At 72.5% G+C, this 18,198-nt stretch carries 16 protein-coding genes; 2 read left to right on the plus strand and 14 right to left on the minus strand.

Annotation, left to right across the window (positions count from 1 at the left end; all coding sequences use genetic code 11):
* Window positions 1-551: 551 nt before the first annotated feature.
* From OHB41_RS42510 to OHB41_RS42530, 5 genes are all read right to left on the minus strand, one after another.
* Window positions 552-1,730 (minus strand): acyltransferase family protein, encoded by a 1,179-nt coding sequence (locus OHB41_RS42510; protein ID WP_266705369.1) that lies wholly within the window; start codon window positions 1,728-1,730, stop codon window positions 552-554.
* Window positions 1,731-2,241: 511 nt separating this feature from the next.
* The gene (locus OHB41_RS42515) at window positions 2,242-3,324 is read right to left on the minus strand and encodes an aldo/keto reductase (RefSeq protein WP_266705371.1); all 1,083 of its coding nucleotides are present in this window, start codon (window positions 3,322-3,324) and stop codon (window positions 2,242-2,244) included.
* Window positions 3,325-3,526: 202 nt separating this feature from the next.
* Window positions 3,527-3,922: a luciferase domain-containing protein gene (locus OHB41_RS42520; protein ID WP_266705373.1), complete on the minus strand. Its 396-nt coding sequence runs from the start codon at window positions 3,920-3,922 to the stop codon at window positions 3,527-3,529.
* Window positions 3,923-4,097: 175 nt separating this feature from the next.
* Window positions 4,098-4,778, minus strand: a complete 681-nt coding sequence (locus tag OHB41_RS42525) for a DUF6445 family protein (protein WP_266705375.1) — start codon at window positions 4,776-4,778, stop codon at window positions 4,098-4,100.
* 121 nt (window positions 4,779-4,899) lie between these two features.
* Entirely contained in the window at window positions 4,900-7,362 is a 2,463-nt protein-coding gene (locus tag OHB41_RS42530) for a SpoIIE family protein phosphatase (RefSeq protein WP_266705377.1), read from the minus strand.
* A 224-nt stretch (window positions 7,363-7,586) separates the two neighbouring features.
* Between OHB41_RS42530 and OHB41_RS42535 the strand changes: the two genes are divergently transcribed.
* Window positions 7,587-8,447 carry a peptidoglycan-binding protein gene (locus OHB41_RS42535; RefSeq protein ID WP_266705379.1) on the plus strand — a complete coding sequence of 287 codons (861 nt, stop codon included), beginning with the start codon at window positions 7,587-7,589 and terminating at the stop codon, window positions 8,445-8,447.
* A 146-nt stretch (window positions 8,448-8,593) separates the two neighbouring features.
* On the opposite strand, the gene OHB41_RS42540 is transcribed toward OHB41_RS42535, so the two are convergent.
* Both OHB41_RS42540 and OHB41_RS42545 read right to left on the minus strand, forming a co-directional pair.
* Complete coding sequence (locus OHB41_RS42540; RefSeq protein ID WP_266705381.1) at window positions 8,594-9,577, minus strand: alpha/beta fold hydrolase; 984 nt, start codon at window positions 9,575-9,577, stop codon at window positions 8,594-8,596.
* A 284-nt stretch (window positions 9,578-9,861) separates the two neighbouring features.
* Window positions 9,862-10,371: a methylated-DNA--[protein]-cysteine S-methyltransferase gene (locus tag OHB41_RS42545; RefSeq protein WP_266705383.1), complete on the minus strand. Its 510-nt coding sequence runs from the start codon at window positions 10,369-10,371 to the stop codon at window positions 9,862-9,864.
* A gap of 274 nt (window positions 10,372-10,645) precedes the next feature.
* Here OHB41_RS42545 and OHB41_RS42550 point away from each other — a divergent pair, with 274 nt between their 5' ends.
* Entirely contained in the window at window positions 10,646-12,478 is a 1,833-nt protein-coding gene (locus OHB41_RS42550) for a hypothetical protein (protein WP_266705385.1), read from the plus strand.
* Here the strand turns inward: OHB41_RS42550 and OHB41_RS42555 are convergent.
* The 7 genes from OHB41_RS42555 to OHB41_RS42585 all read right to left on the minus strand — a co-directional run bounded on the left by OHB41_RS42555 (window position 12,408) and on the right by OHB41_RS42585 (window position 18,067).
* Window positions 12,408-13,109, minus strand: coding sequence for a nucleoside/nucleotide kinase family protein (locus OHB41_RS42555; RefSeq protein ID WP_266705387.1), 702 nt, complete (start codon window positions 13,107-13,109; stop codon window positions 12,408-12,410). The genes OHB41_RS42550 and OHB41_RS42555 overlap by 71 nt on opposite strands.
* A complete protein-coding gene (locus OHB41_RS42560; RefSeq protein WP_266705389.1) occupies window positions 13,106-13,423 on the minus strand; it encodes a DUF6191 domain-containing protein in 318 nt (105 codons plus the stop codon). Before OHB41_RS42560 ends, OHB41_RS42555 begins: the two co-directional genes overlap by 4 nt.
* A 111-nt stretch (window positions 13,424-13,534) precedes the next feature.
* A complete protein-coding gene (locus OHB41_RS42565; protein WP_266705391.1) occupies window positions 13,535-14,791 on the minus strand; it encodes a serine hydrolase domain-containing protein in 1,257 nt (418 codons plus the stop codon).
* 161 nt (window positions 14,792-14,952) lie between these two features.
* Entirely contained in the window at window positions 14,953-16,233 is a 1,281-nt protein-coding gene (locus OHB41_RS42570) for a CAP domain-containing protein (RefSeq protein WP_266705393.1), read from the minus strand.
* Window positions 16,234-16,307: 74 nt separating this feature from the next.
* Window positions 16,308-16,619, minus strand: coding sequence for a DUF1232 domain-containing protein (locus tag OHB41_RS42575; protein ID WP_266705394.1), 312 nt, complete (start codon window positions 16,617-16,619; stop codon window positions 16,308-16,310).
* 105 nt (window positions 16,620-16,724) lie between these two features.
* Complete coding sequence (locus tag OHB41_RS42580; RefSeq protein ID WP_266705395.1) at window positions 16,725-17,639, minus strand: MBL fold metallo-hydrolase; 915 nt, start codon at window positions 17,637-17,639, stop codon at window positions 16,725-16,727.
* Between the two features lie 50 nt (window positions 17,640-17,689).
* On the minus strand, window positions 17,690-18,067 hold the full coding sequence (locus OHB41_RS42585) for a hypothetical protein (RefSeq protein ID WP_266705397.1): 378 nt from the start codon (window positions 18,065-18,067) through the stop codon (window positions 17,690-17,692).
* Window positions 18,068-18,198: the final 131 nt, after the last annotated feature.

An 18,198-nucleotide genomic window follows, 5' to 3' on the forward strand; every position in this document is an offset into this window, starting at 1 on the left:
ACATGGGCGTGGACGACGCGATGGTGCGTGCGCTGGGCACGGTGGCGAACTGGTTCCTCCTGGCCGTCGCGGCCCTGATCGCGCTCGGGGTCGTACGCAACGCGTCGGCACTCCTGCATCGCGTACGCCCGGGGCCGGATCCTGCCGCTCATCCTGCTGCCCGAGCATCCGGCCGAGGAAGACGGCACCGCGGCACCGAGCGCGCACCTCACCGCCCATCCACCCCGCCGGCCCCGCGCCTGCGACCGCCCACCGCGCCCCGACCCGCCGGCCGGCCCCGCGTGCCGGGCCACTGACCGCCGACACCGCACCGGGCGCGGCCGGTCCGGTCCGGCCGACCGCCAGTCGTCGAGCAGGGCGGGAATCCACCTGCCCGCGATCCCCGGGCCCGGCCGGCCCTCCGGGGACACATGGCGCGACCGCCGTCGGGGCACCGGCACGGACCGGTGCCCCGACGGCGGTCGGCTGCTCGACGGACGCGGGGCCGAACCGGCCTCGCCGTCGATGACGAGGAAATCGTGCTCGGGCGCGTTCCTCGGACGTGCCGTCGCTCAGCCGGTCTTCGACCGGCGCGACCGGCTGAACCGGCGCATGAGCGGGGCTTCGACCGTGGAGTAGAGCACCCACGAGAGCAGGACCGTGACGGCGGCGGTGCCGAGCAGCATCGCGAAGCCGGCCGTGTTGGAGTACATCTGCTGCGTGCCGAGCGCCTTGCGCAGCCAGGACAGCGCCGTGTAGTGCAGCAGGTAGAAGGCGAAGGAGATCTCGCCGAGCCAGACCATCGTGCGATTGCGGAACAGGGTGAAGCGGCCCTCGATGTCCGCGGTCGCCGTGGCCGCGATCAGCAGCACGATCGGCAGGATCATCGTCGCGCGCTGGCCGTACAGGTAGGGCACGTGGAAGGTCAGCACGTATCCGCCCACCAGCAGCAGACTCGACCAGACCATGCCGATGTTGCGCCAGCGCCCGTGCTTCACCGCGAGCGCCACCAGGATGCCGAGGGCGAAGTCGACCATGCGGACCGGGGGCAGTACGTAGGCGAACCAGTACTGCGAGACCGAGAGGACCTGGCCACTGGGCACCAGCGGGGTCTTCGGGAACAGCGCGTACGCCAGCGCGGGGGTGGCCACCACCGCGGCGATCGCCCCGGCGATCCAGTACTTCAGGCGACGGGGGTCGACACGCCGGAACACGTGCAGCAGCAGCGGGAAGCAGAGGTAGAAGACGGCTTCCACCGCCAGGGACCAACTCGGCGAGTCCACACTGAAGTTGGTGAAGTAGCTGGGCACCCACACCTGGACCATGAAGAGGTTGGCGACGGCGACGCGGGTGGAGGTGTAGGAACCGGCGAACAGCAGCATGGCGAGGGCCCAGGCGACCACGTAGATCGGGTAGATCTTGACGAACCGGCGCCGCCAGAACGCCGTCGTGGTGTCGCTGTCCCGCGCCGACCAGGTCAGTACGAACCCGCTGAGCACGAAGAAGAACGCCACGCCGAGTCCGCCGGACTGCCCGAACCAGTCGGCCAGACGGTACTCGGTGCGGTCGTCGGCCAGCAGCCGCAGCGGGGGGATCGGCAGGAAGGCGTGGTGGGCGAACACGGCGAGCGCGGCGGGGAACCGCAGGCCGGTGAGCGACGGCAGCCGTGAGGGGCGGGGACGTCTCGGCTCCGCGGCGGCGCCGCTCTCACCGGCCGGCGCGGAGCCGGTCAGAACTTGATCAGTGGCCATGGGATCTCCGTTGTCGGGCCGTTCTCGGGGAGTCCTGCGGTGTCCGGTCCCGCACGAGGGGGAAGGGACCGGGTCTGTACGGCGCACGGTGGTGAGGCTCGGCCGGTCGGGTCGTGCGTGTCGTCGCGTGGCGGCCGAGTCCGTCCGCCACCTCGCCCTACGGCGCTTCTCCGGTGGGGAGTTACACCGTTTTTTGTACAGTCGCGGGCTAGTGGCGCACTCAAGAGCCAGAGGTGGACCGAGCCGGCCGGGGTGGTGTCGTACTCGACCCGGCCGCCGGGCCGACCACGCGCGTCAACGGCCCGCGCGTCGTCGACGCGCGGGCCGGTCGGTGGTGCCTCGGTGACGCGCGGGCGCGTGAACCGTCAGCCGTCCCCTGTGCGGCTGTCCCCCGGCGGTGAGCCGTTCGCCGGTCGTCGGCGGTCTCCCCGGTCGGTCGGGGTCACCGTCCTATGGCGCGTGGCCCCGACCGACCGCACCGTCCTCCGGCCCGGTGCGGGAGCGCGGTTGCTCAGTAGCGGACGTCGCTCTGGACGAGCGGCGGATACACGGTGGAGGTGTGCCCGTCGACGGTGGTGCCCGCGAACTGCAGCATCGACCGCAGGGCACCGTGCATAGGTGCCGGGTAGTCCAGGTCCGGAGTGGACACCTCGTCCAGCCGTCGGAGCTGTTCGGGGGTGAGTGTCACTTCCAGGCCGGCGAGGTTGTTCTCCAGATGGTCGACGCGCCGGGCGCCCAGAATGGGTACGACGGTGCCCTCGCGGGCCCGCAGCCAGGCCAGCGACACCGCCGCCGAGGTGGTGCCGAGTTCGTCGGCGACCTCCGCCACGGCGTCGATGACCAGGTACTCGTCCTCGCCGGGGCCTCCGACGAAGGCCGTACGCGCGGAGTCGGTGACCTGGGTGTCCCGCCGGTACTTGCCCGACAGGAAGCCGTTCTTGAGCGGGCTCCACGGCACCAGTGCCATGCCCTGGTCGAGCGCGAGCGGCGCGAGTTCACCCTCGACGGTGCGGGCCAGCAGGGAGTACTCGACCTGCAGCGCGATCAGCGGGCTCCAGCCCTTCAGCAGCGCCGTCGTCTGGGCCTGCGCGGTGACCCAGGCAGGGGTGTTGGAGAAGCCGATGTAGCGGATCTTGCCGGCCGTGACCAGGTCGTCGAGGGTGCGCAGCGTTTCCTCGATCGGGGTGTGCCGGTCCCAGTTGTGCAGCCAGTACAGGTCGAGATGATCGGTGCGCAGACGGCGGAGGCTCTCGTCGAGCTGGGCGATGATCGACCGGCGGCCCGCCCCGCCCCCGTTGGGATCGCCGGGGAAGAGGTTGGTGAAGAACTTCGACGCCAGCACGACGCGCTCGCGCTGTCCGGGACGCGCGGCGAAGAAGTCGCCGAGGATGCTCTCGGAGTGGCCGTTGGTGTAGAAGTTCGCGGTGTCGATGAAGTTCCCGCCCCGGTCGAGATAGGTCGCCAGGATCTTCTCGGACTCCTCGACGCTGCATCCGGCGCCGCCGGGGTCCTCTCCGAAGGTCATCGCGCCGAGGGCGAACGGGCTGACCCGCAGCCCCGACCGGCCGAGGGTGACGTAGTGGTCGAGCGGCATGACGGTGCTCCTGTGGGTGTCGCGACGGATTCGGACTGCTCACCACCATCGAAACGCGAGCGGCAGGGGCCGGAGTAGGCCGATCCGCGCGGGTGCTTGCACGATCCTCTTCGCTTCGCCCCGACCGGGCCTGCCCAGCGGCGCCGGAAGGATTCCGTGGCGTGTGCGCACGTCCGCCGGCCCGCCGAGCGGGTCCGTCGCCTCAGCTGCCGCTGAGTATCGTGCGCGGCAGTGACGCGCCGCGGTGTTCGTTGCAGTCGGCCGGTGCCGGGTCGCCGGGGACGGGCCATGCCTGGTGGGACTGCAGGGCGACGCTCACCAGGGTCAGGAGCAGATGGATGTCGGCGTCGACTTCGAGGCGTATGGTCACCCAACGTGAACCGGGCACCATCCGGACCGCGGTCGCGCCCCTGAGGTGATCCTCGTAGCGGTGGATGGCACGGGCCGTCAGATGCAGGTCGACCTCGTGTTCGGAGTGGAAGTGCACGATCTCGTCCCGGGCCGAGCGCAGTGCCCGCCCCGTGCCGCAGCTGGGCCGGGCCTCCGAGAGGTCCGGCCAGGCCGCCAGTTGCGTCATGGCACGCAAGGCCAACGTCATGCCCCCATCATGACCAGCTCATCGCTCGGCCACCAGGACTTCGGGATGCCGTAACTGAGTTGTGGTTCGCGTGTATCGGTGCATATCGGGCAGAACGACGAGGGAATCGCGGGCGACGGGAGGGGCGTCGCTCGGGCCGGTCGAACGGGCGGTCACGCCCCCGGCGAGCGGAGCGTCAGGCCATCCAGAAGAACACCGCGGTCATCCGCTTGTCCTCGATGGTGGTGCCCGCGTAGCCCGTGGCGCTGTGCATCAGGTTGGCGTTGTACAGCAGCAGCCGGTTGTAGCGATGCGGCACACGGACGTCCTCGACGAACGAGTCCGGCGGTACGAAGCGGGTCCCCAGCGCCTCGACGAGGTTGTTGTGGGGGGCCGCCACCACGTTGCCGCCGAGGCGGCCGCCGGGCAGGTTCTGCCGGTAGAAGCTCGTTCCGCAGTCCTTGGGCACGGCCGGGTTGAGATACAGCACCGCGGCGTACCGGCACAGCGCGCGGGAGTCGGTGTGCGGGCGCGGCTCACCCTCGTCCTCGCCGACCACCTGGATGCAGTTGTGGTTGAGGGTGGCCCCGGAGGCCGTCGCCTGCTGCCACAGCTCCCGCGCTCCGGTGGCCTTCTTCACCAGCCGCTCCACGCGGGCGAGTTCGCCCGGTTCGAGACCCGGCATGGTGCGCAGGCCCGGCCAGCTCTCCGAGGTGTACGGGTGACCCTTGACCCAGTCGTCCTTGGCGAGGCAACGGGCCCGGACGGCTTCCACGTCGGGGAGGACATCGTCGAGGACCCAGTAGTCCCGCTCGCGGGTCGGTTTCCGGTAGGGGAGAACGGGGAGGGCGGGAGTCCGTGGGGGGTGTGGGGACATGCGGCAGACCATAGTGGCGGCGCCGGTCACCACAGGCCAAGGAGTTGGTCAACAATCTGTCAACTTCCCTTGGTCGCAGGGGAGTCGCGTGGCCCCGGCGAGCGGATCGACGGCGCGTACGTCACACCGGCGGCTCCGTCAGGGACTGCTCGGCCCAGATGATCTTGCCCTCGGGGGTGTAGCGGGTACCCCAGCGCTGGGTGAACTGGGAGATCAGGAACAGCCCGCGGCCGCCCTCGTCGGTCGTCTTCGGATGGCGCAGATGCGGAGCGGTGGCACCTCCGTCGGAGACCTCGCAGATCAGGGCGTGTTCGGCGATCAGGCGCAGCCGGACAGGACCCGGGGCGTGCCGGATGGCGTTGGTGACGAGCTCGCTCACCACCAGTTCGGTGGTGAAGGCCAGCGCGTCCAGGCCCCAGACCCTGAGCTGCTCGGCTGAGGCCTTGCGGGCCTGGGCGACCACCGCCGGATCGTCGGGCAGGTCCCAGGTCGCGACCTGCTCGGTCCCCAGCCGGCGGGTGCGCGCCATCAGCAGCGCCACGTCGTCGTACGGACGGGTCGGAACAAGATCGTCCACGATGGTCCGGCACAGCCCGTCCAGTGATCCCCGGTATCCCTCCAGCGCGCGTCGCAGACGCTCCCGGCCCGCTTCCGGGTCCCGGCCGGTGCGGGGCGTGGCGATGAGCCCGTCCGTGTGGAGGCCGAGCAGACTGCCCTCCGCCAGGGTGAACTCGGCGGATTCGAAGGGCAGTCCGCCCACGCCCAGCGCGGGACCGCGGGGGAGGTCGGCGAACGAGACCGTGCCGTCGGGGGCGACGATCGCGGGTGCCGGATGTCCCGCGCCCGCCATGGTGCACCGCCCGCTCACCGGGTCGTACACGGCGTAGAGACAGCTGGCACCGACGGCCTGCATACCGCTGGTGAGCGTGTCCGCCCCGCTGCCCTCCTCCCGGGCGGCCCGGCTGACCAGGTCGTCCAGATGCGCGAGCACCTCCTCGGGGGGCAGGTCCAGATCGGCGAGCGTCTGCACCGCGGCCCGCAGCCGCCCCATGGCGGCGGCACCGTCGATGCCGTGGCCGGTCACCTCGCCCACGACCAGCGCCACCCTGGCCCCGGACAGCGGAATCACGTCGAACCAGTCGCCGGCCAGCCCCGTCAGCACGTCCGCGGGCCGGTAGCAGGCGGAGACCTCCACGGCGTTCTGCTCGGGGAAGCGGTGCGGAAGCAGATTGCGCTGCAGGACGAGTGCCGCGTCGCGTTCGCGGGTGTAGCGGCGGGCGTTGTCGACGCACAGGGCGGCCCGGCCCACGAACTCCTCCGCCAGGCTCAGGTCCTCCTCGTCGAAGGGGTCGTGGCGCTGGCGCCGGAAGAACGTGGCGATGCCCAGGGTGACGCCCCGCGCACGGATCGGCACGATCATCACGCTGCTCAGCCCGAGATCGAAGAAGTGGGCGGGCTCGCGCCCCTCGTCCGCCGTGGCCCACTCCTCGGCCGACGGATCCAGCCGCTGCTCGCGCCACGACCGACCCTCGGCCAGACACCGGATCGGGGGAGAGCCCGCCTGGTACGTCGCCACCGCGCCGACGGGCACGGTGGTTTCGGGCACCCCGGCCCGGGTCGACTGCTGGCCGGCGCGCCGCAGCGGTACCGCGTCCGTGTCGTCCAGCGGACCGGCGGCCGGTTCGGCACCCTTGAGCACGGAGTCCAGCAGGTCCACGGTGGCGAAGTCGGCGAGGCCCGGCACGGCCACGTCGGCCAGTTCCTGCGCGGTCCGCGAGACGTCGAGACTGCGGCCGATGTGCTCCCCGGCCCGGTCCAGCAGGGCCAGCCGCCGCCGGGCACGGTAGCGCTCGGTGACGTCGACGACCGTGTAGTACACACCGATCGGACGGCCGTGGTCGTCGTCGAGCCGGACGAACGACAGGGAGTGCGCGGTCTCGCGATGCGGCGCGGACCGTACGCGGCCCACGTGCTCGAATCCGACCACCGGCTCACCGCTCCGCAGCACCTGGCGCATTCTCGCCTCCAGGGCCTCGGCGTCGAGCCCCGGCTGCACATCGGCGAGTCTGCGACCCAGCCGCCGCTGCGGCGAGCCGCCCCCGAACTGCTCCAGCGCCCTGTTCGACCACACGAACCGCAGCTCCGTGTCCACGATCGCGATGCCCACCGGCGAGCCCGCGTTCATCCGCTCCAGTACGGACCGGCTCATGTCCCAGCCGGGGCCGTCGGCGAGGTCGGCGAGCAGCACCACCCACCGCGTCGGCGCACCGTCCTCCCGCATCGGGACGGCCCGCACCATCACCCGGACCGCGTGGCCGTCCCGGTGCAGCGCGGACAGCAGCCCGGTCCAGCCGCTGACGCCGCGGCACCGCCCGGCGTGCTCGGAGATCCGCGCCGCGTCCTCGGGGAGCAGCAGGTCGACGACGCGGTGGCCCACCACCTCGGCGGGCCGGTATCCCAGCAGCCGCTCGGCGTCCGTGGTCCAGCTGGTCACCGTCAAATGGGCATCGAGCAGAAGTGGCGCGGCATCCGCCACGTCGAAGCGCCGACGGGGCGGCACCTCTCGTTCCTCGCTCACGGCCACGGCGACCCTCTCCGCTTCCTGAAGGTGGTCCTACCCCGTATGTGCCCATTCTTCACGTCGTCCGACCGGGGCCGCGGGGAGCGGCCGGCGGCCGTCACGCGGGAGGACGGTCACCGGGTGCCCGTCGGCCGTCCGTCCGGGGCGCCCTTCGCTGAACTCCGGGGCCGACCGTCCCGTATCACTCCACGGGGATGGCGTGAGCTCGCGCGCGGAAGGAGAGCAGTGTGTCGACACCGCCCGAACCGGGGCAGCCCGCGAGGCGACGGGCGATCGAGCCCACCCATGTGCAGCGGCGCCGCCGGACGGAAGCACTGGCGCAGCTCATGAAGGAGGTGCGGGAGGAGCAGTACGGGGCCGATCCGGACGGCGGCTACGAGGTGGTCGCCGTGCCCGCCACCTCGGCGAAGGCCGTCTCGCCGGCTGCGGACGAGGCGACGGAGGAACTGCCGCCCGTACCGGGTGGCGAGGACTACGCCCGCGACGCCGGAACCGCGGGCGTCGCGCCGGGAGCCGCACGGCGGACCGGGCGCGCAGCCGACGCGGGGCCGGGGAACGGGCGCGCACCCGACGTGGGGCCGGGGAACGGTCCCCGGCCCGCGCGGGGACGGCAGCCCGGGCCGGGGCGGCAGCCCACGCCCGGCCGCGAACACGAACCCGGCGACGGGCACGCCGACGGTGCCGGCCGACGCCGGGCCGCCATCGCCCTGGGCGTGACGGCGGCCGCCCTCGCCGGCTTCGCCCTCGCGCTCCTGCTGCCCGGCGACCAGGACAGCCGCGCCCGGGCCGGACAGCCCGGAACCAGCTCCTCCGCGACAGCCGTCGCCCCGGCACCCTCCGGATCCGCCGACCCGGACGGCACGGGCACCCTCCGTGAGGGGGACAGCGGCCCCGAAGTGACCGCACTGCAGCAGCGGCTGCTCCGCATCCCGGACGTGTACACGGGCGGCTCCACCGGCGGCAGCTACGACGCCACGCTCACCGCGGCCGTCGCCCGCTTCCAGCTCTGGTACGGCATCCGGGGTGACGAGACCGGCGTCTACGGCGACGACACCCGCGCCGCACTGGAATCGCGTACGACGCCGTAGACCGTCGGAGCGCGCGTGAACCCCAGGACGGCCCGCCCTGGGAGCGCGGCGCCTCGCGGGGGCCGGCCGAGTTGGCCTGCGAGCCCGGGTCGGACGGAACGGCCCGCGAGCCCCGGGTCAGAGGGGCAGGCCGGCGAGCCCCGGGATCAGACGGGGAGGGCGGCGAGCCAGTCGATCAGGATGCGGTTGACGTCCTCGGGCCGTTCCTGCTGGATCCAGTGGCCGCAGCCCTCCAGCATGTGCGACGAGACCAGACCGGGCAGGGTCGTGGGGAACGCCGTGATCGCGTCGGCCAGCCAGGTGGTGGACGCGTCGAGGGCGCCTCCGACGAACAGCGAGGGCTGGGTGACGGGCGCGCCGTCGTGGTCGGCCAGGTCCTCCCAGTCGCGGTCCATGTTCCGGTAGCGGTTGAGCGCCCCGCTCGTCCCGGTCCGCTCGAACTCCTCCGCGTAGGCGTCGAGGGTGGACTCGTCGAGCCAGTAGGGGAGACGCCCGGTGGGAAACCGGTCCCTCAGGGTTCCGCCGGGGCTCACGAAGTGCGGGTCCGGCGTGCCGGAGCCGGGCATGGTGTCGCCGGACAGTGCCGCGTAGAAGCCCCCGAGCCAGCCGCGGACGTCGGGCTCGATCTCGGCCTCGGCCCGGCCGGGCCGCTGGAAGTAGGAGACGTAGAACTCCTCGGGGCCGCCCATCCGCGCGAAGACGTCGCTGGGGCGCGGACCGCCGCGCGGGGTGTAGGGCACGCTGAGCAGCCCGACCGCGTGGAACACGTCGGGGCGGACCAGCGCGGAGGTGGCGGCGATGGTGGCGCCCCAGTCGTGTCCGACGACGGTCGCGGACCGCTCACCGAGGGCGTGCACGACGGCGGCGCAGTCCTCCACCAGGTTCAGCATCCGGTACTCGGCCACGCCGTCGGGCCTGGACGAGCGACCGTAGCCGCGGACGTCCAGGGCGACCGCCCGGTAGCCGGCCGCGGCGAGCGCCGTCAGCTGATGGCGCCAGGAGTACCAGGACTCAGGAAACCCGTGAACCAGCAGGACCAGCGGGCCGGTTCCCTGCTCCACCAGATGGATCCGGCCGGCCGGCGAGGACACCAGACGGTGGGTGCGGTCTGTTGCGGACGACTTCGGCACGGATCCTCCCGGGACACTCCGCCTACGGTGGGTGCGACCAGCGGGGCTCCCGGGGACCGGCCTCCCCGCGTCGGCACTACGAGTGATCATGCGGCGGTCGGCAGGGCGCGGCCCAGTCCTGTTGCCGATCCGGCAAAACCGGGCCATCGCCGCGGCCTTCGAGCACCCTGGTGCCGTCGCCCGCTCGCAGCGGCGGGGCGACCGCCGCAGGCGTCACGCGGCGCCGTGGAAACCGGGCCTCGGCGCGGGGAGCCGTCCCGAGCGGGCGGCGTCGGGCACGCGGATCACGCGGACCGCCCGGTGTTCTCCAGGTCCAGCAGCCGCTGCTTGCGCTCCAGACCCGCGGCGTACCCGGCGAGTGCGCCGCCGGCACCGATCACGCGATGACAGGGGCGCACGACGAGCAGCGGGTTCGCGCCGATGGCGGTGCCCACGGCGCGCACGGCCGCGCGTGACACCCCGATCCGTGAGGCGATCTCGCCGTAGCTGACCGTCGTGCCGTACGGGACGCCCTCGACGGCCTTCCACACCCGCCGCTGGAAGTCGGTGCCCGCCCCGCCGGCGTACTCGATGGCGAAGTCGGTCAGCCCGCCCTCGAAGTAGGAGTTCAGCTGCGCGACGATGTCCGTGAACGCTCCGTCGTCCCGCGTCCAGCCGTCCCGCACGACGGCACCGGCCTTCTGGCCGGGCATGGAGAGCGACACGAGCGCCGTGCCGCCCCTGGCGGTGGCCGACTCCTCACCCACGAGAAGCAGCTCGCCCAAGGGGCTGTCGATGGTCGTCCAGACCGTCATCGGAGGTGTCCTTTCACGCGTGCTCCAAGCGGTGCGAGCACCGCTTCACCTGCCATGTTGCCGTGTTCCCCGCACGGCGTCCGGCGGGATTCGGACATCTAACCGCAGGCTGCCACCACAGCCTGCGCCGGAGCGGCGCCGGCCGGCCCCTTCGTCCCCGGCACGATGTTCGCCAGGCCGACACGCGCCCTGCCGCCCACGCTCACCTGCTTCACCGTCTTCCGGAGGAGGCTGGCGCAGCGACCGGCGACCTCCGGAAAGAAGGGCTGATCACGTGTATCTCCCCTACCAGCGCGGCCGGTTGCACGATCTCCCGGACGACCCGGCCGCGTACGACACCGTTCTCGCCGCCGTCACCGAGGAGGCGTTGGCCCGCCTCACGCCGGACGGCAGCCTCGAACACCCCGCAGCCGTCGACGACATCGGCGACACCTCGCTCGGCGTCACCTCGCTGCTGGCGCTCGCCTGGCAGCGCACCGGGGACCCGCGCCTGCCGGACGCCGTCCGCCGCAGCCTCGCCTTCCATCTGCGCGAGCGCGTCTTCACGCGGGACAACCCCGGTTACCCCAACCTGAGGGTCCGTGACTCCGGTCTGCCGTACGCCCGTTACGTACTGGAGGAGGGTGCCCACCCCATCGGCGACTGGCCGAGCACGGTGTGGGCGCTGCTCCAGGCGGTCAACGTGCTGGACCTGTCCGAAGGGCTCGTCGACGACGCTCAGCACGGCGAACTGCGGGACGTGGCACGGGGATACTGGCGCCGGCTGACCGAGGCGACCTTCTTCAACCCGCAGGAGGCCGGCAACCAGGCCATCGGCTGCGTCGTCGGCGGACTGATGCTCGCCCGCCGTCTCCCGGCGGCGGAAGGGGAGTCGGTCCGGTCACACGCGATGCGTCTGTACACCGACGAGATCCGGGCCCGCCGCGTCCGCGACCGGGGAGCCCTCCTGCTCCCGGAGCACGGCGGAGCCTACGACAACAACTACGGACCGATCTCCCTGTCCTTCCTCGCCCAGGCCCACCGGGTCAGCGGCGAGCCGGTCTTCGCCGAGGACGGCGACACGCTCGCCCGGTACCTCGACGCACGGCTGACGGCGGGTGGCTTCGACCTCGGCGGTCCGCGCTACAGCGAACAGCACTGCGGCTTCGAGGCCGTTCTCGGCCTGCGCCGTTTCGGCGGCCGGATCGGGTCCGACCTCGGCCGCTACCGGGGGGACACCCGCTGGGGACGGCACGCGACCGGGCCGGACGGCGCCGTCGACGGCCACTTCGCCTTCATGCTGGTCTGGCAGATCCAGGACACGGCCCGGTGGTACCGCACGCCCAGGACGGCGCCGGTATGCCACCAACTACGCGCGGGCACCGTCTCGGTGGCGTTCGACGACCGGATGACGCCGTCCCTGGTCGAGGCGGCGGGCACCTATCTGCTGCCCGCCGCCGTGAACCGCCAGCACGGCTTCGGGCCGGTCGTCGACGGCTTCCTCCTGGCCCGCCCGATGGGCGCGGTGCGGGTGCGCGACCTGGAGAGCGACGGACTGACGGCCAAGCTCGTCAGCAAGCCCGTCGTCACCCGGGACCACGTCCTGCGCCACGTCAGGTCGCTCTACGTCACGGACGGCACCAGCCTGTGGACGACGGTCGTCGTCGAACGGCTGGACGGGGACCCGTACCTGCTTGCCGGAATGCCGTACGCCGCCGACGACGGCGACCGGGTCCGCAGGGTCGCGGCGGCGGACGTGGCGTCCGCCGGCACCCTCCGGCTGACGCACCCGCGGGCCGAGGGCGCCGACCGCTTCGACGCCCGCGCGCGGACCACCCAGGAGGAGGCGGCCTTCGTCCTCGCCGCCGACCCCCGGGTCTACGGCAACCCCGACGAGGGCTGGCGCCACCTGGTCGCCTCCACGGCGTTCGAGGCGGGGCCGGCTCCCGGCGCCCCGGAGGACCTGCACGTCTTCGCTGTGCGCTACGGCTCCCCGGGTCCCTTCGCCCCCGTCGTGGAGCACGCGCCCGAGGGGCTGACGATCCGCACCGAGGCGTTCACCGCACTGATCGGGAATCCGGCGGGCGATGCGCGGGGGGAACCCGGGGCGCGGGTCCGGAGGCGGTGACCTCGGGTCCCACGACCAGATCGGCACGGTCCCGCGTCGCGGCGACCAGATCGGCGTTGCGCTGGTCCGTGCCGAGCACCCAGTCCACCGCGGTGTCGTGGTCCTTGCCGAACTCCTCGTGGCGGGCGACGAGCCGGCGTACGCGTTCGGTCTCGTCGAGGTCGCAGAACCAGACCTCGTCCAGCCGCGACCGTACGCGCTCCCATGCCGCGTCGCGCAGGAGGAGGTAGTTGCCCTCGGTGATGATCAGACGGGCGGTGCGGGGGACCGGGACGGCGCCCGCGATCGGCTGCTCCAGGGTCCGTTCGAAGCCCGGCGCGTAGACGATGGCGTCGTCCTCCTCCTCGTCGCGCAGCCGGCGCAACAGTGCCGCGTACCCCGCCGCGTCGAAGGTGTCGGGTGCGCCCTTGCGGTCCCGGCGGCCCAGGCGCTCCAACTCGACGTCCGCGAGGTGGAACCCGTCCATCGGCACGTGCGCGACCCAGCGGGAGCCGTCGCCGTTCAGCTCCCGGACCAGGCGCTCGGTCAGCGTCGTCTTGCCCGATCCGGGACTCCCGGCGACGCCGAGGATCGCCCGCCGGCCCGGACGGACGAGGGACGCGGCCCGCTCCAGAAGGTCGTCGAAGGTCATGAGCGGCGCCCCGGACGCACGACCGTCGTGCCGGTGTTCAGATCGACGGTCGTACGGTGCGCAGGCGCCCCGTCCTCCTCGTCGTCCCGCATCACCAGCGCCGACTGCCGTTCCTTGAGCTCGTGCTGCTTGCCCGGCGAAAGACTCGCGTGCAGTTGCTCGAAGCCGGTGGCGGACATCTGGCCCTGCCGCGCGCCGTTCCGCCACGGCAGGAGGCCGGCCCGTCCGGCGCGCAGCAGCGCCTGGTCGGCGAAGGCCGTGAGGGTCGGTACGACGACGAGTCCCGGCAAGGTCATGAAGACGGCGAATCCCATGCCACCAGTATCGGGCGCGGAGGCGGGAAGCGGCCGCCCCGGCTCCACCGGGGCCCGCGCCGACCTGGGTGACGGGTGCGGCCGGCGCCGGTCCGGCGGCACCCTGGCACGTCAGTCGCGGGCGATGTCCGGCGCGATGTCCTCGTACCGCTCCGTGGGGGCGGCGGGCGCGATGGCGCGCCGGGTCGCCTTGGACGACTTGCCGCAGAACGCGGATTCCAGCGTGCCGGCCATGGTGTTGAGCACGTTCGCGTTGTTCGAGGTGTTGGCGAGCGAGGTGACGCTGCGCTTGCCGTCCTTCGAGGTGAAGGCGTACGTGTAGTAGCCCTGCACGGTGCCGGTGTGCCCGTACACGGAGACACCGCAGGAAAGGTCACGGCGGCGCAGACCGAGGCCGTAGCCCTGGGTGCTGCTGACGGTGGTCCACTGCTGCATCTGGGCGAGCTGCGCGGCGGCCATGAGCTTTCCGGCCATCACGGCGGAGAAGAACGTGTTGAGGTCCCGTGCGCTGGAGATGATCGCGCCCGCGCTCTGCGCCCAGGACACCGTCTGCGCGGTGGAGTCGACCAGGGCCGCACCGGCCGCGTCGGGGGTGAGATAGCCGTTGGCGTGCGTACCGGGGATGGTGGTGGAGGGGTGCACGTAGAAGGTGTCGGTCAGGCCGAGCGGTTTGAAGATGCGGTTCCGGTACTCCGTGGCCACCGCGTTCCCGGTGAGCTTCTCGATGAGCATGCCCGCGACGACGAAGTTGGTGTTGGAGTACGAGTAGGCCGCCCCCGGCGCGTTGGTGAGCGCGTGCTTCAGGGACAGCCGCACCAGGTCCCGGTAGCTGAAGACCTTGTTGCGAACGGACTCGAAGCCCGGCACCGTCTGCGCGAACATGTCGTTGGTGTAGTCGTAGAGCCCGCTGCGGTGGCTCATCACATGGCGCACGGTGATCCTGTCGTCGGGCAGCAGCCCCGGCAGATACGTGTTCACCGAGGCGTCCAGGTTCAGCTTGCCCTCGTCGACCAGCTGCAGCAGGACCACGGCGGAGAAGCTCTTGGTGACGCTGCCGACGCGGAACCGGTCGGCCGTGGTGATGGCCCGCCCGGTGGCCCGGTCGGCGACCCCCTCGGACAACTCGTGGACGGCGCCCGCGTCGTCGACCCGGACCATCGCACCCGGCGCTCCCTGGGCCAGCGCCGCGTGCAGCACGCTCTGCAGCCCGGCGTCGTCGGGCGCACCCGACTTCGCCGCCGCGACGCTCGTGACCCGTTCGGTGCCCGAGTCGCCCGGCGCCGCGGAGGCCGCCTGCGCGGGGAGCGCGACGAGGGACAGCAGCACCGCGCCCAGCGCCGTACCCGTGCCCACCGATCCTGAGACCATCTGATTCTTCTCCCGACTCTCTCCACCGGTTCGTCCGCCGGTGCGGACGTCCGGCGCGAACCGTGCCGCGGACGCGGCGTCGACACCCTCTTTACGCGCCGGAAGGCCCCCGGGTTGCACGGCACGGAGGGGAATCGGAAGGTACGTCAGAAAGGGTCTGGTCAGCCGCCGAAGAGCTGGGTCCAGTACATGCCCGCGTCGCCGCCGCCCGCGAGGCCGATGCCTATGTGGGTGAAGTCGGGCTTGAGGATGTTGGCGCGGTGTCCGGGGCTGTTCATCCAGCCTCGGACGACCTCCTCGGGGGAGCGCTGGCCACAGGCGATGTTCTCGCCGATGGTCCGGCGCGCGGAGCCCGCCGCGGCGGCCCGGTCCCAGGGCCGGCGGCCGTCGGGCGAGGTGTGGGAGTAGAAGGCGCGGGCCACCATGTCGTCGCTGTGCGCCTGGGCGGCGGTGGTGAGCGGCGCGTCGACGAGGAGCGGCGGCAGGCCCGCGGCGGCCCGCTCGGCATTGGTCAGCGCGACGACCTCCCGCGACGTCCGCGCCAGCCCGTCGCTGCTGAACGGCCGCGCCCACAGCGCCGTCCAGTACAGATCGCCGGAACGGGGGTCGGCGACGTACGCGAGACCCGTCTGGGTGTACGCGCGGTCGTACAGAGTGGCGCGGGACTGCTCGGTGGTGAGGCAGTACTCGACGAACTCGCCGGGTGTGCGCGGGCCGGAGACGAGATGCTCGCCCACGGTGAGATACGCGTATCCCGCGGCCGTGACGCGCTGGTAGACCGACGTCCCGTCCGCGCCCTCGGAACTGAGGAGCCCGCGCGCCGCCATGTCGGAGGCGTGCGCCCGCGCCGCGCCCGCGAGCCGCGCGTCGAGCGACACGGGTGGGGAACCGGCGGCGGCGCGCACGGAGTTCACCAGCTCCAGGAAGCCGTCCCGGTCGGGGGCCGCGACCGGCGGGGCGTCGTCCTCGGTGACGTCGACCCCGAAGTCCCGGGCGACGCCCGCCAGTCCCTCCGCGTACCCCTGGCCCAGCGCCCGCAGCTTCCACTCCGTGCCCCGCCGGTAGATCTCCGCGAGCAGCAGCACGGTCTCCCGCTGCGGGCGCGGGGGAGTGAAACGCGCCAGGGTGCGCCCGCCGGGACCGGTGACGAGCAGGGTGGGGGCGGGGAGCCGGCCCAGCGGTGTGCCGGGATCGGCCGGAGTGACGAGCACGGTGACCCGGCTCGCTCCGGAGCGCAGGCCCGGTGGGTCGACCGTGAGGCTCTCCCCGGTGAGCCGGGCACCCGGCACCGCGGGCTGGTTGTAGAAGACGAAGTCGGCGTCGCCGCGCACCTTGCCGGTGTCGTCGGTGATGAGCGCCGAGACGTCGAAGGGGCCAGGCACCCGGATCGTCAGGGTGCCGCCCGGCAGGGGTACGTTCCCCCCGGGAACCAGCTCGGTCATCGTGCCGCCCGTCGAAGTGGTGATCCCTGCGGACCTCCGGCGCGGGCGTCCTCGACTCCGGCCCGCTCAGCCCGTCAACGTCCGGTGCGCGCGGGAGGGTTCCCGGGTTCGTCGGCATCGAGCAGCTCCGGGCGGCGCAAGGAGCGCAGGGCCAGCAGGAGTACGCCGATGTCGTCCAGGTAGATCGGGTCGGGCAGCAGGTCGGTCGGGAGCAGCAGGTAGGCGACGGCGCCCCAGAAGACCCAGCGGGAGCCGGTCGGGAGTCCGGCACGCCGCAGATCGCGTCGCGCCCGTACGAGCCGGGCCAGGAGCGCGATCGCCACCGCGAGCGCGACGGCCCCCAGGATCGCGACGACGACGACCACTGTCCATGCCGTGGAATCCATGAGTCCGTCCAGGGGGGTCGGCGGGAAGTTCGGTTTCTCCCTGTCGTCTTCCCGTCCGCGGCGTTCGTACCGCCCCGGGTTCGGCCATGTGCGGGGCGTGGACCTCTACGCGCCTTCGGAGGCACCCTCGGGCAGGTCACGGCGGCAGAGGACGAAGTCGTCGAAGACGTGCCGGCCCGGCCGGTCTCCGACGGCGTCGATGGCCGCGCGGATGTCGTGGAGCTGGGCCGTCGTCATCTGCAGGGGCGGCTCGTCGGGCTGGTAGGTGGTCCGCACGGGGTAGTCCTCGCCCGGTTGCCGGGTCATCTCGATGTGGCAGCCGAGCACATGGGTGACCGGCCGTTCGGCGCAGAACCCGATCAGGCGGTCGACGGTGCGGGTGAAGGCCTGCCAGTCCTCGACGTACAGCCGGCCGGGGTAGACGGTGTCACCGGTGAGGAGGAAACCGGTCCAGGGGTCGAAGTACGTCACCGAGGCCGCGTGATGCCCGGGCGTGGCCAGGCACTCCAGGACCCGGCCGCCGAGGTCGACGCGGGCGACGCCGTCCGGGTCCCGGTCGAATCCGAAGAACGTCCACGCCTCGTCGAGGGCCGCGTCCACCACCCTGGTGCGGGGGCGGTCGGTGAACTGGCCGTCTCCCGCGACGTGGTCGCCGTGCGGGTGGGTGTGCAGCACCAGCAGCTCGTAGTCGTCCCGGGGACGCGCGGCCAGCCGGTCCCGTATCAGCCCGTCCACCACCCGCCGCAGCGGGAAGTGCGCGGGCGAGGCCGTGGCGCCCGTGTCGACGAGCACGGCCCGCGCCTCGCCGAACAGCAGGAACAGGAAGGGCGCCTCGTAGTCGACGGCCATGTTCTGCCGCAGGATCACCGTGTCCGCGTCGTGGACGTGTACCTGGAGGTCCGGATCCGTGTTGTGCTTGGCCGACGGCGATCCGTGGATCCACCGCACATCGAGAGTCCGTGCCGCGGCGGTTCGCTCCGCCGCGCCGTCGTCCACGGCCCTGGGCCCCTGTGCGTCCACGACGTCTCCCGGTGGTCGTTGCACCGGGACCGTCGCCCGGCCCCGGGGCCTCAGTTTCGCGTGGCGCCGCTGTCCGTGAGTGCGTGGGTGACCGCTCGGACGCTGCGGGCGATATGACTGAGCTGCAGAACTTCGGCAGCGTACATCTTGATGGTGTGCTCGATCACCGACTCGTGCAGGCCGAGGGCGGGCAGCTCGGAGCGGGCGGTCTGCAGGGCCGTGCGGGCGACGCGTATCTCGTGCTGCACCTGGATCTGTGCGTGGCGGGCGAGCAGAACGGGGTGCTTCATCAGGGTCGGATAACTCGCGTAGCGGGCCGGCACCAGTTCGCGCAGCCACTTGGTGGCCGATCGCTCCCAGTCGAAGCTGCCGGGGGTCTTGACCTGGCACGGCCAGTCCGAGGTGATCGGTGAATACGTCAGGGCCATGTTCATCGCTTCCGGGTCACGTCGGCGGCAAGGGTGGTCAACGGTTCTGGGGCGGCCCCGGTCCAGGGGAAAGGCCGGGGCCGCCACCGCGGGCCCCGTTCGCACGGAGCCCGTCCGATCACCCGGAACCC

The sequence above is a fragment of the Streptomyces sp. NBC_01571 genome (assembly GCF_026339875.1).
Taxonomy (GTDB): domain Bacteria; phylum Actinomycetota; class Actinomycetes; order Streptomycetales; family Streptomycetaceae; genus Streptomyces.

What these genes read in the sequence shown, in the direction of transcription:
- OHB41_RS42555 (WP_266705387.1), bottom strand. Translation starts at nt 13,109, where the DNA reads ATGACCTTCGACGACCTTCTGGAGCGGGCCGCGTCCCTCGTCCGTCCG.
- OHB41_RS42545 (WP_266705383.1), bottom strand. Translation starts at nt 10,371, where the DNA reads ATGACGGTCTGGACGACCATCGACAGCCCCTTGGGCGAGCTGCTTCTC.
- OHB41_RS42525 (WP_266705375.1), bottom strand. Translation starts at nt 4,778, where the DNA reads ATGTCCCCACACCCCCCACGGACTCCCGCCCTCCCCGTTCTCCCCTAC.
- OHB41_RS42575 (WP_266705394.1), bottom strand. Translation starts at nt 16,619, where the DNA reads ATGGATTCCACGGCATGGACAGTGGTCGTCGTCGTCGCGATCCTGGGG.
- OHB41_RS42565 (WP_266705391.1), bottom strand. Translation starts at nt 14,791, where the DNA reads ATGGTCTCAGGATCGGTGGGCACGGGTACGGCGCTGGGCGCGGTGCTG.
- OHB41_RS42585 (WP_266705397.1), bottom strand. Translation starts at nt 18,067, where the DNA reads ATGGCCCTGACGTATTCACCGATCACCTCGGACTGGCCGTGCCAGGTC.
- OHB41_RS42510 (WP_266705369.1), bottom strand. Translation starts at nt 1,730, where the DNA reads ATGGCCACTGATCAAGTTCTGACCGGCTCCGCGCCGGCCGGTGAGAGC.
- OHB41_RS42515 (WP_266705371.1), bottom strand. Translation starts at nt 3,324, where the DNA reads ATGCCGCTCGACCACTACGTCACCCTCGGCCGGTCGGGGCTGCGGGTC.
- OHB41_RS42520 (WP_266705373.1), bottom strand. Translation starts at nt 3,922, where the DNA reads ATGACGTTGGCCTTGCGTGCCATGACGCAACTGGCGGCCTGGCCGGAC.
- OHB41_RS42570 (WP_266705393.1), bottom strand. Translation starts at nt 16,233, where the DNA reads ATGACCGAGCTGGTTCCCGGGGGGAACGTACCCCTGCCGGGCGGCACC.
- OHB41_RS42560 (WP_266705389.1), bottom strand. Translation starts at nt 13,423, where the DNA reads ATGGGATTCGCCGTCTTCATGACCTTGCCGGGACTCGTCGTCGTACCG.